The following is a 15,663-nucleotide window of genomic DNA, read 5'->3' on the forward strand; positions in this document are numbered from 1 at the left end:
GAAACGAACGTTCCTTAGACTGCCAACCGGCGGCGAAGTTCGGCAAGTCGTGTGGCTGCGGTTGCGTCAACAACCTCATCCCCCACAACAACCTTGATTCCGCCGACTAATGTCGGGTCGATATTGACATTGATCTTCAATTCGCGACCATAGAGATTGTTCAAACCGGCCTGCAGGCGCGTCAACTGCTCTGCGTTCAGGTCACGGGTGACACTGACGTAGGCAATCCAACGCTGCTGGCGTTTGGCAACCAATTCCACGAAACGTTGCACCAAGGCCGTGGGCTTGAGCCCGCGAGGGGCCAGTACGGCCTGGCGGATCAACAGGGCGGAGACGGTACTTGCCGCAGGAACAACGCGCAGCGCCAAGGCGCTCTTTGCTGCATCCGAGGCCTGTGAATCGTCTAACGCACGCTGCAGATCATGACTGGAGCCCACAACTCGGATAAACGAGAAGAGTTCCTCTTCAAGCTTGTCCAGGTTGGCAGAGCCGTCACCCTGACCTTCAGCAACCGAGATCGCCGACGTTGCTGCCAAGACTTCTAGTGCATCGCCAAGGTCACGTGCCGAGCTCCATCGTGAGGCAACCAGTCCCAGAAACACGTTCTGTGCTTCCGGAGCAACGTTGCCCGCAAGGAGCTTGGCAACGAGGGCTGCCTTATCCGCGCTCTCACGAGAGGGATCAGTCAGGGCGCGGCGCAGGCCGGCGTTGCTGTCAAGGAGCTCCAAGATGGAAAAGAGGTCCTTAGCCAATGCGATCGACGCAGTGGCAAGCTTGGGTTCCAACGACTCCAAAGCCGCTGCCAATGACTTGCTCGATACACCTGCCATTACTTCGACACACCCGCGTTCGCCTGGTTTTCCAGATCGGTCAGGAAGCGCTCAACAACACGGTTGGAACGCGCATCATCGTTGAGGGCTTCGCCCACGATTTTGCCTGCCAGCTGTGTTGCCAGTGTGCCAACCTCGTTGCGGAGGGAGTTCACTGCTGCAACACGCTCGGATTCGATCTGAACCTGGGCCTGAGCGGTGATGCGTGCAGATTCCTCTGCAGCCTTCTCCTTCAGGTCGGCCAGGATCTGTGCGCCTTCTGCACGGGCGCTCTCACGGATGCTGTTGGCTTCCGTGCGGGCGTCCAGCAGCTGGGCCTTGTACTGCTCCAAGAGGGCATTAGCTTCGGCCTGAGCCTCTTCTGCCTTCTCAATCCCGCCCTCGATGGCTTCTACACGATCCGTGTATGACTTCTCAAAGGTGGGTGCGATGAATTTCTTCACCACGAAGAGCAGGACAGCGAAAGCTACAGCCGTGACTAGAATTTCCCACGGGTTAGGCAGGAGTGGGTTTGCACCCTCACTAGCAGCGAGGATTACTTCTGCGGTAATCATTTCTCACTAATCCTTAATCTGATATTCGTCCATGAACAACGGATCCTTTGGGATAAGGACCCACAAGTCTTTGGACTAGACGCCAACGACGAAGGCGAAGACCAAACCAAGGATGGCCAATGCTTCTGCAAGGGCGAAGCCGAGCAAAGCGATGGGCTGCAGGATGCGCTGAGCTTCCGGCTGGCGGGCTACACCGTTGATGTAGGCAGCGAAGATCATACCCACACCAATAGCCGAGCCAATTGCTGCCAGGCCGTAGCCAATCATGTTGAGCGAGCCGTGGAGTTCCATTTCGTTCCTTTCAAGATACCGGCATTGTGCCGGCAGGTTGTGAGGTGATTCTTTATTCGAGAAAAACTAAGGTGATGCGAGGAAAACTTAGTGTGCGTCAGCTTCCAGGCTGCCCTGGATATAGATAGCTGTCAGCAAGGTGAAGACGAATGCCTGCAGCACCATGATCAACAGTTCCAAGCCATACATGGCTACAAAACCGATGATCACAGCAACGCCGGTGCCTTGGAGCAAGAGGTTGTCTTGTTCCGTCATCAAGAACCGTGCACCGCTGGCTGCCAGGACCACAATCATGTGGCCGGCAAGCATTGTTGCCATCAAACGCAAGGAATGCGTCAGCGGGCGAACAATGAAGTTGGAAATGATTTCCAACGGCACCAGCAGGGGCAGGATCCAACCGGGAACACCGGAGGGAACAACTGCCAGCTTGAAGAACCGGATTCCATGCTTCTGAACACCAACAGCGATCCACGTGAAGTAGATAATCAAGGCAATTGCATAAGCACTGCCGGCGTGGGAGAAGGACGGAAGCTGCAAGAACGGAACAGCACCAAAGAGGTTGTTCAGCAGCACGAACAAGAACACTGAGAAGAGCAGCGGCACCCAGGGGCGGAAGTTCTTCTCACCCATGATGTCGCGGCCAACAGTGTTGCGCGCGAAGCTGTAGAAGCCTTCGGCGAAGAATTGGACTTTGCCCGGAACCAGTTTCGGGTTTCGGATCGCAGCCATAAAGAACCAAGTGATCAGAACCACCGACAAGATGATCATTACCATCTGCTTGCCAAGTCCAGTGCCGTATTCGGCCATCCAGGGAAGGATGTCTGGGAGGTGGGTGTCACTAATCGTCGGTGGGATGAAGCCACCGTCATTCGAGGCCATCGGAAGCGCAAACGCGGTCAACGCGCTGTCCTCTCTGCAGTTTCGGTCATAGGGCAAGTGTGGCGGCCCATCAAAAGATGGTCAGCACCGTGAAAAAGTCTGATGGTGGAAATCATTGTTGCGGCGTATCATCGTGGCGGCCATGCCTTTGATGATGCCGGGCGAGAAAATATCCACACACTGCCCCAACAGGCAGGGCAGCGAACAGAATCCAACCAGTATTCAACAAATTGTCCACTCCCCACCCTATCAAACCCCAGAGCAGGATTCCGCCAATAATGTAGGTGAAGTCCAGCTTTCCGGCATCAGACTTGGGTGGAACTACCACGTGATGAGGCTCGTGGTCAGCCGGGTTCTTATTCGCCATGAGGCAGATCCTTTGCGTCGTTTTTGTCCTGCGGATCCACCGCTGCCGGTTCGTCAAAGAACAAGAAACGCTGCTTGCTGAAAATGACAACCTCCGTGGCCTGCCACAACAAGACACTGACGACGGCGGCAGCCGCAAACCAGGGCTTGTTGAGCCAAGTGGGGGTGCCGAGCGCAAAAAGCACTGCCGCGAAACCCACAACCTTGACGAAGTACGTCATGACGAACACACCCATGACAGCCGATGGCATCTTCTTACTGGCGAGGTGACCCACCAGCAGACTCAGGCCAAAGAAGGCCATCACCAGGAGCGAGCCGAACAGCACGCTGAGCACGCCGTCGAGGTTTGTGAAGAAGAAAGCCACAACCACCATGACCACCAAGGCCATTCCACCCACCAGAAGGCAACGCTTCAGGATGTTCCAACTGGGGCTCGCAGTGGGACCGGAGGCCACAAGATGACCTCGTGCAACGCTGTGTTGGGCGCCTTTGTCCTTCATGGGAACTCCAAAATGGGGAATGATTGGGGCAGAAAAGAAATATTGTGCACGTATGTGACGTTTTCAAGGTATGGCGGTGCGATAGTCACCGTAGGGAATTCTACACGACATAGAAGTTCATTACGACGTGGGGGTTCCTATAAGTTTAGCTGCTGCGCTTGGCCCGCCGGCCAAGGTAGCGCTGAAACAGCGTTGGGGAGCGTAAATAGGTCAGGACAATCAGGAAGCCGGCAGCCGTGGCAATAAGCTGCACCATTTCCCCGCCCCGAGCCGCAGCAATGCCCAGAAGACTCACTAACAAGGTCGCCAGCGACACAACGGCCGTGGCCGCACCATGGCTCAGGCCAACAATTGTCAGGCGCTGATAAACGTGCTCGCGGTGCGCCACATACCAACGCTCCCCTGCCAGAAGCCTGCGCAGGAACGTCACAAACGTGTCCGTCAGGTAGATCAACACGGGGGAGAAAATATACTCCACGGGAACGCCGGACAAGAAAGCGCACATTGCAGTGACAGCTATGGAGGCGCCCAGCAAATAGCTGCCCACGTCCCCCAGGAACACATTGTTGCGTCCCAGGTTCCACGGCAGGAAGCCGGCAAAAGCCATCGCTATGGCAATGCCAACATAGACCAGCCAGGAATGGCCTGTGGCGTAGCCGGCGTAAGCGTACAGGCCACCCACCAACAGTCCGTGCATTCCAGAGATGCCGTTGATGCCGTCCATGAAGTTGGCAACGTTGATGTAGGCGGCCACGGCAATGGCGCCTGCCGGAATGAGCCAGAGCTGTTGCTGGCCCGGATCAATGATGGCCACAGCGGCTGTTGCCGCTCCTCCCACCAGGAGCTGCAAACTGGCACGGACCTTCACGCTCAAGCCGCGAATATCCTCAATCCAGCCAATGGTTGCCGCAGCCAGCATGAGCGCAACAATCACCACAAGGATCAAGGCACCCTGGTTCCCCGGCCCGGACTGGGGAAGGAAGATGGCCACCAGCACGGCGGCGGGCAACGCGACCGCCGTCGTAATTCCCATGCCACGAATGGTGGGGATTTGGTGCGAAGAGCGCGCATTGGGGACGTCAAGGACGCCGGCCCTGGCCAGCAGCGGACGAACCACCACAGGCAAAAGCAGTGCCAGGATCAACGCAATGGCACCGACTGTTATGAAAGCTGCGAGTTCCATTACGCTCCCGCCGCTACGTCGCCGTCGGAGTCATCGATGCTGGGGGCATCATCACCCGCCTCGTCGCGGCACCGTTGCAGCCACAGTTCCAAATCCAGCTCAGCCGGGTTCAGGGGGCGTGCCTGGGTGTGGGAAATCTTCTTGTGCCCGTCCGGATCCTGGACCTCATCCTCACCGGTCAACTGTTCGTGCAGTTTCTCCGAGGGGCGCAGGCCCGTGATCTTGATCTTGATGTCACGTCCCGACATGGCGATCATGCGCTCGGCAACATCCATGATGCGCACCGGCTCGCCCATGTCCAGGATCAGCACGTCACCGCCGTGGCCGATGGCGCCGGCCTGGATGACCAGCTGGCAGGCTTCGGGGATGGTCATGAAGAAGCGCGTCACCTCCGGATGCGTGACAGTCACCGGACCGCCATTGTTGATCTGGTCCGTGAACAGCGGCAGCATGGAGCCTCGACTGCCAATCACATTGCCAAAGCGCACCGACACATAGCGTTTGCCGGTCTCCCCCGCCATCCAGGCCGTGAGTTTCTCCGCTGCACGCTTGGAATGACCCAGGGCAGTGGTGGGGCTGGCCGCCTTGTCGGTGGAAACGTTCACAAAAGTTTCAACATCAACGCTGCGGGCGGCCTGGAGCACATTCAGGGAGCCCAGCACGTTGGTCTTCCAACCCTCCTTGGGGTACATCTGCAGCAGCGGTGCATGCTTGAGTGCCGCTGCGTGGAAGACAACTTCGGGACGGCGCTGGGCAAAAATCTCATTAAGGGACTCGGCGTCCCGGATGTCCGCGAGCACAATGTTGGCATCCTGGAGCAGGCCGTGGCCCACAATGGAAAGCTGCGTTTGCTGGAGACCGGATTCGTCACGGTCCAACATCATGAGCTCGGCCGGATCAAAACCGTGCAGCTGACGGCAGAGTTCGGAGCCAATGGAGCCGCCGGCGCCCGTAACAAGCACCCGCTTGCCCCTGATGTAGCCAGCAATTTCCTCCACCTGCGTTTCCACGGGTGTGCGGCCAATGAGGTCGGCGACGTCGATCTCCCGGAAGTCCGTCAACCCGCCCTTGTGGTCCCTGTTGGTGTTGCTGCTGAGCATCTCCTGCAGCGGCGGGAGCACCAGAACCTTGACGCCCAGACCTGACACGCTGTCCGAGATCTCGCGGATGCGCTTGGCGCTGAGGTGCGCCACGGCAAGGACCACAACTGTGGACTTGGTGCGCTTGATGATTTCCGGGAGCTCACGTCCACCGCCCAGAACACCTACCGAACTCAACCGCAGACGCTTTTTCGAGGCGTCGTCGTCAATGAGACCCACGGGCACGTAGGGCGACTCCGGGTCTTGGACCATGCGGGTCACCAGCGAGTTGCCCAGGAAACCTGCTCCGTAAATCAGCGTCCGCTGGGCTTCTTCGCCAAAGATCGGTTTCCCCTCAACGTACAGCCGCTTGGCGTACCGCACGGCGGCCATGGACAGGGCCGCGAAGGGGAAGGCAATGATGGCCACTGAACGGGCAATGTGGAGCTCGTTGATGAAAAGTGAGAGAAAGACGCTGGTGACAACACCCACAATCAAAGTCACGGCAATGAGCACCCGTGCTTCGTGGATGCTGCCAAAGGTGTACCGGCCCCGGTACAGGGCCATATACCAACCGGCAATGAGCTGCGTGGCGACGGCAACACCTATCAGCACGGCCAAGCCAACAAAGTTTATGAGACCAATATCGAGCTCATAACGGAGTAAAACCGCCAAAAAGAGGGCCACCGCCCATGCCAGGGAATCGAGAATCGCCTGTGACCAGAGCCACAGCAGCGGCTTGCGCTCCCCGTCCCCGGAAATGACCGCGGGGTTGCCGGCTGCCTGTTTGCTGGAGGTATTCAACGTGATTCGTTTTTCCGTATTCTGCCCGGTTGTTGCTGACTAAGGCCCAGTTGTCCACGGCGCAACAGTCCACAAGATGGTGGCTGTACTAAAGTGGAGGGTACACAAGAATAGTAATCCCTTCCGATGATTACTCACTGTTTAGCCGTGCCGGATGCCGCGCCTCGCCGCGAGCACCGCCCGAGAGGACCCTCCTTGACCGATACCGTAGCCGTCGCTGCCGTCACCTTTGACAGGCCCGAGGACGTACGCACATTGCTGGGGGCCCTTGCACAGCAAACCCACACCCCGCACGCCATAGCCTTGGTGGATTCAGGCACCGAGGCCGTGGGCCACATCGCCGCAGAGGCGGCTGCGCCGGTTACGTACGTGCGCTCACTGGCCAATCTGGGCGGTGCCGGCGGGTTCTCGCTGGCCATCTTGAACGCCATTGCCTCCGGTGCGGACTGGGTGTGGATCATGGACGACGACGCCCATCCCGAAGATCCCGCTTGCCTGGCCACGCTGTTGGCGGCCGCCAAGACCCGCGGCCTGGACGTTGTGGTGCCCTTGATTGTGGCCCCCGGCGAACCCACCAAACTGTCCTTCCCGTTCCGGATTGACGGCCACCTGACGCATGACCGCGCAGTGGTTGAGCCGCTGGGCTTCATTGACAATGTGGGCCAGTTCTTCAATGGCGCCTTGATCCGCACCGATGTCTTCTTCAAGGTGGGCCTGCCCGATCTGCGCCTGTTTATCCGCGGCGATGAAACTGACTTCATGCTGCGCCTGCGCGAAGCCAAGGTGAAATTTGGCACCGTGACCTCCGTTGCCCTGACCCACCCGGCCGGTTGGGGTGAAGTTCAGGAAGTCCTGGGCGACCGCCTGCACGTGCTGGTTCCGGAAACTCCCTTCAAGCGTTTTTACTACTACCGCAACCGCGGATTCCTCACCCGCAAGCATCGCCGCGTGCGCTCCTTGGTGGCAGATGCCGTGGGTTATCCGCTGTTCTTCCTTAAAAAGGGCGACGTCAAGGGGTTGCTCAAATGGGCCAGCACCTATGGGGCCGGTCTGCGTGGGGCAAAATTTGGTCCCATGAAGGACCAGAAGTTTTGAGTTTGAGCCGGCGGGAGCAGTTTTACCTTGTCATCACCACGTTTAACCGTGCTGACTACCTTGCCGATCTGCTCGACTCGATTGCCGCGCTGGAGCCCGCCCCGGATGGCGTGATTGTTGTCAACAACGCCAGCACCGACGGCACCGTTTCGGTCATTGAGCAGGCCCGGGCGCACTGTGCCGCCCTGCCGTCCCCCGTCGCCGTGATTCATCACGAGCTTGCTGTCAATTCAGGCGGCGCTGGCGGATTCTCCGCAGGTGTGGAGCGTGCCCTGGCCGAGGGCGCCCAATGGATGTGGCTCATGGACGACGACGTCACCACCGTTCCCGGGGCGATCGCTGCCTTTGGACCCTGGATGGAGAAATACGACGCCATCATTGGACGCCGCTACGACGCATCGGGTGAACCGTTCTACTGGCAGAACAACTTCAGCACCTTCTTGGGTTTCCCCCTGCCCGTACGCGGCGACGTCTTTGATAAGACCAACGAATTTGCCACCAATGTGGGTTGCTTTGAGGGCATGCTGGTGCATGCCGATGCCGTGCGAGGTGTTGGCCTGCCGGATCCACGATTCTTCCTGAACTGGGATGACACCACCTTTGGCTGGTTGATTTCGCTCCAGCGGCCTGTGCGCTACGTCAACGAGTTTGTGCTGCATAAGGCTCGCGCCCAGCGCAGCATGGATCTGGGCATTCGGCACCTCAACGACTCCTCAGATCTGAGCCGTTACTACGTCATGCGCAACCGGGGACTGGTGGGGCAGTACCTACGGGTCCACGGACTCTTCAACCCGGTTGGCTTCGCCCTGGGGACAGCCTTGACCGCTGCCAAGGAGATGCTGCGGCTGGTGGCCGTGGAGCGGACCCTGCGGGGCTGGCGCAAACTCTGGAAAGGGTGGTTGGAGTCCAGACGGATTCTTGCCGCCACGGACTTTGAGCCGATGCCCGCCCTGGAGCAGGTGAGTCCGCATGAGCAGTGAACCAACCCACGCGCATTGGCTGGTGCTGGGCGCCTCCGGTTTTGTTGGCAGTGCCGTAGTTGCCGAGCTCCGCGGCAGGGGGCTGAAGGTTGCCACGCTCGCAGCGCCACGGCTCAACAGCGTTGCAACAACCGCACAGGCGCTTGCGGACCAGGCCCGCCTTTTCACAAGTCCTGGCCGATCCACGAGCGCCGCTGACTATGCCGCGCTGCTGCAGGCATTTGACGGTGTGGATGTGGTGGTCAACGCCGCGGGGCTGGCAGCCCCCGGCGACGCCGAATCCCCATCACTGACAGGCGCCAACGCTCTCCTGCCCGCCGTCATTGCCCTGGCCGCGCGCGCCGCCGGGGTCAAACGCTTGGTGCATCTGAGCAGCGCCTCGGTTCAGGGACACCGCCGCGTCATCGATGAAACCTCCGTCCGCGCCCCGTTCTCGGCCTACTCACGCTCCAAGACTCTCGGCGAAGAGGTGCTGGAAGTCCTGGCCGGCGACACCGTTGCGGCAGTAGATCCCGACTCGACAGTGGTGACCATTCGGGCCACCTCCGTCCAGGGGCCCAGCCGGTCCACCACCTTGTCACTGGCCAAAATTGCGGCGTCCCCGTTAGCCTCGGTGGCCTCGCCCGGAACCGCCCCAACACCCGTCAGCTCCATTGACTCCCTGGCCTGGTTTGTGGTGGAGGCGGGTGCATTCGCCGGCCATGTCCCGGCGCTGGTGCTGCAGCCGTGGGAGGGGCTTACCGTCACGGACGTGCTGGCCGCCGCCGGTGGGCAGGCACCCATGGTGATTCCCGCGTGGCTGTGCCGGCCCATTCTGGCCTCGGGCTACTTTGTGTCCGGACTTTTGGGCGAACGCCTGCATGGTTCCCTTCGTCGGGTGGAACTCATGTGGCTGGGTCAGGAGCAAACACCGGGTTGGGCCGAAGAAGTGGGGTTGGTGCCCCCGTCCGCCATCCGGCCGCTGTTGGAGCGAGTCAGTCTCACCCTGTAGGGAGTTTCTGCCGTGGCAGGTACCAACAGTGCCTGCCACAACTTTCGGTCCTGACATACGGTTGTGACCACGGACCAGATCCGAGGTCCGCGATCAACATGTCAGCAAGGACTCAAGAATGCACCTGGTACCCAAGACTCCAACCACCAAAGGACCCGCCGAGATGTTTGGCGGCGACGTCCACTTCGACGTCATCGCCGCTGGCGAGGCCCCTTCACGGCTGCGCGTCAACCTTGTTCGTTTCGCCCCCGGCGCACACACCGCCTGGCACCGCCATGCCAATGGCCAGACACTTCACGTCACCGACGGGATGGGGCTGGTGCAATCCCGCGGCGGGGACATCATTGAGATGCGTCAGGGCGACACCGTCTACACTCCCCCGGGCGTTTGGCACTGGCACGGCGCCGCACCCGAACACTTCATGGCACATTTGGCCATGTGGGAATCACTGGCCGAAGGCGAGGACGGGCCGGAGACCGAATGGGGCGAGCACGTCCAGCTCGGCTGACCACAGGAAACGGTGAGTGTGCAGCTGATGCGAGTTGGGGGGCCCACCTCGCACCAGCTGCACACTCACCGCAGGGAATGGTGCCTAAGTCGTGGTTTCGGGATCCTTGTTGTCCAAGTCCACGGGTTCAGCCGCTGATTTCGGGACAGACCCGGGGGCGGGCTTGCTCAGATTGATGGGCGGAGCAGCCTCATCGGCTACTTCCGCTTCAGTGGATTCAACTGATTCACCGTCAGTTTCGGCCGGTTCGTCCTTGGTCAGGTTCGGCGGGGACCACATTTCCGGTTCCGGCTCGGAGCCCAAGGCACTGGGCACAATCTTTTGAATGTCGGCGAGGGAAATGGCGCCCTCACGGACCACGCGCAGGCGCAGGCCGGTGGCGTCCACAATGGTGGACGGAGTGGGATCGGTTCCCTCCAGCGGACGGAAGCCGCCCTCCAAATACACCTCAACCGATTCTGCCAGTTGCGCACGGGCTTCGGAGGCTGTCTGTGCCGCCGGCTGACCGGTCCGGTTGGCGCTGGATACTGCAAGGGGGCCCGTGAGAGTCAGCAGATCAAGGGCCAACTGGTCATCTGGCACACGCAAGGCCACAGTGCCCACGGTGTCGCCCAAATCCCAGGTCAACGAGGGCTGGCCGTGGAAGATCAGGGTCAAGGGGCCGGGCCAGTACTTCTCCGCAAGCTTCCGGGCGTCGTCTGGAATCTCTGTGGCCAGACCCTCCATGGTGCCAATGCGCGGCATCAACACCGGAGGCGGCATGTTGCGGCCGCGGCCCTTGGCAGCCAGCAAGGTGGCCACTGCCTGGGGCGAGAACGCGTCTGCGGCAACGCCGTAAACGGTATCCGTGGGCATGACGATAACTTGCTTGGCAGCAATGGCCTTCTGTGCGTGGGCAAGACCCTCGGCGCGCTGGGCATCATTGGTGCAGTTATAAGAAGTGGTACTCACAAGTTCATTCTTTCATCACGGCGCCCATAGATTTGAACGCGCACAGCCAATCATGAAGTTAGAGCGCAATAATCTAGCGGCGGTAGCCGCTGGTGGCCCTGTCGCGCCCGGTCAAATCCAGGTGTGTGCGCACATTGCGCCACTGTCCGCTCTGCTCAAACAGCTCCGCCATTTGTTCTGCCTGCACTTCTGCATGCTCCATGACGAAGAAGCCACCCGGGCGCAGAAGCCGCGCAGCACTTGCCAAGGCCGCCTTGGGCATGTCCATGCCGTCCGCTCCCCCGCCGTAAAGCGCCATGTGCGGGTCGTACAGCCGAACTTCCACGTCCCGCGGAATGGCATCGGCTGGAATGTATGGCGGGTTGGACACCACCACGTCCACTGTTCCGTCCAGTTCGCCCAGAGCATCTCGCATGTCGCCTCGAACCAAGGTGGCGCCGGTGTTGGCCAGATTCTTCGCAGCCCACGGGTATGCGTCGTCACTGAGTTCCACAGCGTAGACGCGGGTTCCGGCGGCCTCCGTGGCCATGGCACCGGCGATGGCACCGGAGCCCGTGCCGAGATCAACGGCGAGAAGTTCGGTCTCCCCACCGCGTTCTTGGCGCAGCCGTGCTAATACGTCGATGGCCAATTGAACCACGGATTCAGTCTCCGGCCGCGGCACGAAGACGCCCTTGCCCACAGCCAGTTCAAGGTGCCTGAAATAGGCGATACCGGTGATGTGCTGCAGGGGTTCGCGAGCGGCACGACGCGCCACCAGCTCCGCATAGCCCGCAGGTGCTACAGCTGTGCCAAATAGCATGGCAGCCAATTCTCCGCGGCCCACACCGAGCAGGTGCGCAGCTAAAAGCTGGGCATCCACCGCCGGTGAGGGCACGCCGGCGGCCGCAAGGGCCGCCGTCGCTCCCGAAACAGCATCAGAAAGGCTACTGGTCACCCAGGGCGTCCAAACGGGTTTGCTCATCCATCACAATGGCCGACTGGACAACGGGTTCCAGGTCACCGTTCATGACGGCGTCAAGGTTGTAGGCCTTGTACCCGGTGCGGTGGTCGGCGATCCGGTTTTCCGGGTAGTTGTACGTGCGGATGCGCTCGGAACGGTCCATGGTGCGGATCTGCGACTTGCGCACGGCCGAGTTCTCGGCGTCGATGATGGCCTGCTGGTGGGCCAGGATGCGGGCACGCAGCACGCGCATGCCTGCCTCACGGTTTTGCAGCTGCGACTTCTCATTCTGCATGGCGACCACAATGCCCGTGGGCAAGTGCGTGATGCGCACTGCAGAGTCAGTGGTGTTAACCGACTGGCCACCGGGGCCAGAGGAACGGTAAACGTCAATCTTAAGGTCGTTTTGGTTGATGTCCACTTCCTCGGGCTCATCAACTTCCGGCAGCACCAGAACACCGGCAGCGGAGGTGTGGATGCGCCCCTGGGACTCGGTGGCCGGCACGCGCTGCACGCGGTGCACGCCGCCCTCAAACTTCAGGCGGGCAAATACGCCTTCGGCGGGGTCGTTGGAACGGCCCTTGACGGCGATGGAAATATCCTTGTAGCCGCCAAGGTCTGAATGCGTGGCTGAGATGACTTCAGTCTTCCACCCACGATTTTCGGCATAACGCGTGTACATGCGCACCAGGTCGGCGGCGAACAGCGCAGCTTCATCGCCACCTTCGCCGGCCTTGACTTCAAGGATCACATCACGGGCGTCGTCCGGATCGCGCGGGATCAACAGGCGGCGCAGCTTCTCCTGCGCCGCGGCCAGTTGCTCCTCCAAAACAGGCACCTCAGCAGCAAACTCTGCGTCCTCGGCAGCCATTTCCTTGGCAGCTTCGAGGTCATCGCTGATTGTTTCAACCTGGTGGTAGCCTTCCACCACATTGCTCAGTTCCGCATAGCGGCGGCCGAGCTTGCGTGCCAGCGACTGATCAGCATGCACCTCGGGTTCGCTCAGACGCATCTGCAACTCGGCATGCTCATCGAGCAGCCCATGGATTGATTCAAACATTTCAAAACCTCTCTCGACGTAAGTCAAGTCTAATAACTTCAAGATGATGCGCTGCCGGCGCCGTCACGGAAAGCTGTTAACGCACTAATCCGCCCGAAGTAGAGAAGGAGCCTGGGCGGGCCCCTTCTCTACGAAGGCGGATTAGTTTGAACAGCTATTTGTCTTGTTCGGCCTTGGAGCCCAGGGTTGTCTTCTGGATCTGCATGAGGAACTCGACGTTGGAGCCTGTTTCACGGATCTTGGAGGTGAGCAGTTCAAGGGACTGCTGCATTTCCAGGCCGGAAAGAACGCGGCGCAGGCGCCACATGATCTTGACCTCTTCCGGGGACAGCAGGTTTTCTTCGCGGCGAGTACCCGAGGCGTTGACGTCAACGGCCGGGAAGATGCGCTTGTCAGCCAGCTGGCGGGACAGGCGCAGCTCCATGTTGCCGGTGCCCTTGAACTCCTCGAAGATGACCTCATCAGCCTTGGAACCGGTTTCCACCAGTGCCGTGGCCAAGATGGTCAGTGAGCCGCCGTTTTCGATGTTGCGGGCAGCACCGAAGAAACGCTTGGGCGGGTACAGGGCAGCAGAGTCCACACCACCGGAAAGGATGCGTCCGGAGGACGGGGCAGAGTTGTTGTAGGCACGGCCCAAACGGGTCATGGAGTCCAGCAGAACAACAACGTCCATGCCCATTTCCACCAGGCGCTTGGCACGCTCAATGGAGAGCTCGGCAACCTGGGTGTGGTCATCGGCCGGACGGTCGAAGGTGGAGGCAATAACCTCACCCTTGACGGTGCGCTGCATGTCGGTGACTTCTTCAGGGCGTTCGTCAACAAGAACCATCATGAGGTGAACCTCAGGATTGTTGATGGTGATGGCGTTGGCAATGGACTGCAGGATCAAGGTCTTGCCAGCCTTGGGCGGGGACACGATCAAACCGCGCTGGCCCTTGCCGATGGGCGCCACCAGGTCGATGACGCGGGGGCCGATCTTCTTGGGATCGGTCTCCAGACGCAGACGCTCTGAGGGGTACAGCGGCACGAGCTTGGAGAACTCAACACGGTCCTTGAGCTCGTCCGGGTTCTTGCCGTTGACGCTGGTGACGCGCACCAAGGCGTTGAACTTCTGGCGGGCGGTCTGGGCCTGGCTGCGGTCTTCGCCTTCGCGCGGTGCACGGATGGCACCAACCACTGCATCGCCCTTGCGCAGGTTGTACTTCTTGACCTGTGAGAGGGAAACGTAAACATCGTTGGAGCCGGGCAGGTAGCCGGAGGTGCGCACGAATGCGTAGTTTTCCAGGATGTCCAAGATGCCGGCTACGGGCAGCAGCACGTCATCTTCGGTGACCTCGGTGTCATCAAAGTCGGGACCGGCGTTGCGGCCGCGGCGGCGCTCGTTGCGGTCACGGAAACGGTCGTTGCGATCGTTGCGGTCGTTGCGGCTGTTGTTGCCACTTCGATCGTTGTTGCCGCTGCGATCGTTGCGCTCGGTTGACTCGTTGACGTTGCGGTCACGACGGTTGCGGCGGTTGCGGTTGTTGCGCGAGCCGTCTTCGTCGTCGTTGTTGGTGCTCGCGTTGCGATCGCCGGCTGCGCGCTCTCCGGTGTTGCGCTCGGTGACATTCCGCTCACCTGCGTTGCGCTGGTTGCGCTGGTTATTGTTGCGCTGGTTGCGCTGATTGCGATCGTTGCCTTCACCGTTCTCACCGGCAGATTCAGCCTGTGTGGCCTCGTTGGCCTCGGCGGGAGCGGATTCGACGGCGGCCGGAGCCTCGTTTGCAGCCTCCTGCTGGCGTCCGCCACCTTGTGCACGGCGGTTGCGGGTGCGCGTGGGGCGGCGGTTTTCGCCGTCGTTCTCGGCAGTTTCAGGCGCAGCAGCCTCGGTAGGCTCGACGGCGGCCGGAGCCTGGGCTACAACGCCAGCTTCTGCGCTGGTACCGGTGGTGATGATGCCGTCGCTGCTGGCAGCGCGGCGGGTGCGGCCACGGCCACGGGCAGGACGCTCAGTTGCGTCAGTTGCTCCGGAGGTAGGCTCGGCAGCGCCCTTGTTCTCGGCAATGGGCTCGGCCGTCTTTGCCGGTGCGGACTCGGCGGGAGCCTTGGTGCCGCGGCTCTGGCGGTCGGCAACCGATGATCCGCGCTGGTGTGCTGAAATGGCTTCAACAAGATCGCCCTTGCGCATCCTGGAACCGCCAGTGATGCCTAACTGTCCAGCCAAAACCTGCAACTGGGCAAGCTTTAGTCCAGCCAGTCCCGCGGACTTGGCAGGTGCGTTGGTTGTGGTGTCCGCATCAGCAGCTGTGGGAGCAGCGGCTGAAGTAATTGTTTCGGTCACGAAGGATCCTTCCCCCTCGATGGCGGGCCCAATTATTGGGGCCGCGATGATTAGTGTCAGATTGCTCTGTTGTTGCCGCACAGGCTCACAGGGAAAATCTGAGGTTCCATTCCGTTTCCCCACAAAACGACGGGGGTGAAATGGAATGGTGAAATTCACTCTTTGAATCAAATCTCAAATGGTGTGACTCTCTGGATCGCTACGGCGGCTGCCGAAAGTTCAATCCAGTAGGCACCGCACAAGATAACGCGGGCCACAAGAGCGGCATCAAGGCCAATAAACATACTTCATTTCCGCAACTGCCGTTTAAAAGCAGCTTGAGGAAGGTG

At 60.4% G+C, this 15,663-nt stretch carries 16 protein-coding genes; 4 read left to right on the forward strand and 12 right to left on the reverse strand.

Going from position 1 to position 15,663, the window contains the following annotated elements; genetic code table 11:
• Positions 1 to 14: 14 nt before the first annotated feature.
• From CVS28_RS06310 to CVS28_RS06340, 8 genes are all read right to left on the reverse strand, one after another.
• Positions 15 to 830 carry a F0F1 ATP synthase subunit delta gene (locus CVS28_RS06310; protein ID WP_103464542.1) on the reverse strand — a complete coding sequence of 272 codons (816 nt, stop codon included), beginning with the start codon at positions 828 to 830 and terminating at the stop codon, positions 15 to 17.
• Entirely contained in the window at positions 830 to 1,384 is a 555-nt protein-coding gene (locus tag CVS28_RS06315; protein WP_370739465.1) for a F0F1 ATP synthase subunit B, read from the reverse strand. Before CVS28_RS06315 ends, CVS28_RS06310 begins: the two co-directional genes overlap by 1 nt.
• A 75-nt stretch (positions 1,385 to 1,459) precedes the next feature.
• A complete protein-coding gene (locus CVS28_RS06320) occupies positions 1,460 to 1,675 on the reverse strand; it encodes an ATP synthase F0 subunit C (RefSeq protein WP_038463392.1) in 216 nt (71 codons plus the stop codon).
• An 87-nt stretch (positions 1,676 to 1,762) separates the two neighbouring features.
• Complete coding sequence (gene atpB, locus CVS28_RS06325) at positions 1,763 to 2,575, reverse strand: F0F1 ATP synthase subunit A (protein WP_165788084.1); 813 nt, start codon at positions 2,573 to 2,575, stop codon at positions 1,763 to 1,765.
• Positions 2,576 to 2,666: 91 nt separating this feature from the next.
• A complete protein-coding gene (locus CVS28_RS19380) occupies positions 2,667 to 2,921 on the reverse strand; it encodes an MFS transporter (protein WP_103464543.1) in 255 nt (84 codons plus the stop codon).
• Complete coding sequence (locus CVS28_RS06330) at positions 2,911 to 3,420, reverse strand: Cg1360 family ATP-synthase-associated protein (RefSeq protein ID WP_207767446.1); 510 nt, start codon at positions 3,418 to 3,420, stop codon at positions 2,911 to 2,913. Before CVS28_RS06330 ends, CVS28_RS19380 begins: the two co-directional genes overlap by 11 nt.
• 145 nt (positions 3,421 to 3,565) lie before the next feature.
• A complete protein-coding gene (locus CVS28_RS06335; RefSeq protein ID WP_103481020.1) occupies positions 3,566 to 4,603 on the reverse strand; it encodes an MraY family glycosyltransferase in 1,038 nt (345 codons plus the stop codon).
• On the reverse strand, positions 4,603 to 6,486 hold the full coding sequence (locus tag CVS28_RS06340) for a nucleoside-diphosphate sugar epimerase/dehydratase (protein ID WP_243399726.1): 1,884 nt from the start codon (positions 6,484 to 6,486) through the stop codon (positions 4,603 to 4,605). Before CVS28_RS06340 ends, CVS28_RS06335 begins: the two co-directional genes overlap by 1 nt.
• 195 nt (positions 6,487 to 6,681) lie before the next feature.
• Between CVS28_RS06340 and CVS28_RS06345 the strand changes: the two genes are divergently transcribed.
• From CVS28_RS06345 to CVS28_RS06360, 4 genes are all read left to right on the forward strand, one after another.
• Positions 6,682 to 7,581, forward strand: a complete 900-nt coding sequence (locus CVS28_RS06345) for a glycosyltransferase family 2 protein (protein ID WP_103464749.1) — start codon at positions 6,682 to 6,684, stop codon at positions 7,579 to 7,581.
• Positions 7,578 to 8,561 (forward strand): glycosyltransferase, encoded by a 984-nt coding sequence (locus tag CVS28_RS06350; RefSeq protein ID WP_165788085.1) that lies wholly within the window; start codon positions 7,578 to 7,580, stop codon positions 8,559 to 8,561. Before CVS28_RS06345 ends, CVS28_RS06350 begins: the two co-directional genes overlap by 4 nt.
• Entirely contained in the window at positions 8,551 to 9,552 is a 1,002-nt protein-coding gene (locus CVS28_RS06355) for an NAD-dependent epimerase/dehydratase family protein (protein ID WP_103481021.1), read from the forward strand. Before CVS28_RS06350 ends, CVS28_RS06355 begins: the two co-directional genes overlap by 11 nt.
• Positions 9,553 to 9,670: 118 nt before the next feature.
• Positions 9,671 to 10,060: a (R)-mandelonitrile lyase gene (locus CVS28_RS06360; protein WP_103481022.1), complete on the forward strand. Its 390-nt coding sequence runs from the start codon at positions 9,671 to 9,673 to the stop codon at positions 10,058 to 10,060.
• Positions 10,061 to 10,144: 84 nt separating this feature from the next.
• On the opposite strand, the gene CVS28_RS06365 is transcribed toward CVS28_RS06360, so the two are convergent.
• From CVS28_RS06365 to rho, 4 genes are all read right to left on the reverse strand, one after another.
• Complete coding sequence (locus tag CVS28_RS06365; RefSeq protein ID WP_103481023.1) at positions 10,145 to 11,011, reverse strand: L-threonylcarbamoyladenylate synthase; 867 nt, start codon at positions 11,009 to 11,011, stop codon at positions 10,145 to 10,147.
• 73 nt (positions 11,012 to 11,084) lie between these two features.
• The gene (gene prmC / locus CVS28_RS06370; protein ID WP_103481024.1) at positions 11,085 to 11,975 is read right to left on the reverse strand and encodes a peptide chain release factor N(5)-glutamine methyltransferase; all 891 of its coding nucleotides are present in this window, start codon (positions 11,973 to 11,975) and stop codon (positions 11,085 to 11,087) included.
• The gene (gene prfA, locus CVS28_RS06375; RefSeq protein WP_103464550.1) at positions 11,938 to 13,014 is read right to left on the reverse strand and encodes a peptide chain release factor 1; all 1,077 of its coding nucleotides are present in this window, start codon (positions 13,012 to 13,014) and stop codon (positions 11,938 to 11,940) included. The genes prmC and prfA overlap by 38 nt, the downstream gene beginning before the upstream one ends.
• Positions 13,015 to 13,168: 154 nt before the next feature.
• Entirely contained in the window at positions 13,169 to 15,334 is a 2,166-nt protein-coding gene (rho, locus tag CVS28_RS06380; protein ID WP_103481025.1) for a transcription termination factor Rho, read from the reverse strand.
• Positions 15,335 to 15,663 lie beyond the last annotated feature (329 nt).

The sequence above is a fragment of the Arthrobacter glacialis genome, assembly GCF_002909415.1.
Lineage (GTDB): Bacteria > Actinomycetota > Actinomycetes > Actinomycetales > Micrococcaceae > Specibacter > Specibacter glacialis.

Bases quoted from the DNA above. Each gene is read 5' to 3' on its own strand.
- prfA (WP_103464550.1), bottom strand. From the start codon at position 13,014: ATGTTTGAATCAATCCATGGGCTGCTCGATGAGCATGCCGAGTTGCAG.
- CVS28_RS06335 (WP_103481020.1), bottom strand. From the start codon at position 4,603: ATGGAACTCGCAGCTTTCATAACAGTCGGTGCCATTGCGTTGATCCTG.
- CVS28_RS06355 (WP_103481021.1), top strand. From the start codon at position 8,551: ATGAGCAGTGAACCAACCCACGCGCATTGGCTGGTGCTGGGCGCCTCC.
- CVS28_RS06310 (WP_103464542.1), bottom strand. From the start codon at position 830: ATGGCAGGTGTATCGAGCAAGTCATTGGCAGCGGCTTTGGAGTCGTTG.
- prmC (WP_103481024.1), bottom strand. From the start codon at position 11,975: ATGAGCAAACCCGTTTGGACGCCCTGGGTGACCAGTAGCCTTTCTGAT.
- CVS28_RS06320 (WP_038463392.1), bottom strand. From the start codon at position 1,675: ATGGAACTCCACGGCTCGCTCAACATGATTGGCTACGGCCTGGCAGCA.
- CVS28_RS06315 (WP_370739465.1), bottom strand. From the start codon at position 1,384: ATGATTACCGCAGAAGTAATCCTCGCTGCTAGTGAGGGTGCAAACCCA.
- CVS28_RS06330 (WP_207767446.1), bottom strand. From the start codon at position 3,420: ATGAAGGACAAAGGCGCCCAACACAGCGTTGCACGAGGTCATCTTGTG.
- CVS28_RS06360 (WP_103481022.1), top strand. From the start codon at position 9,671: ATGCACCTGGTACCCAAGACTCCAACCACCAAAGGACCCGCCGAGATG.
- CVS28_RS19380 (WP_103464543.1), bottom strand. From the start codon at position 2,921: ATGGCGAATAAGAACCCGGCTGACCACGAGCCTCATCACGTGGTAGTT.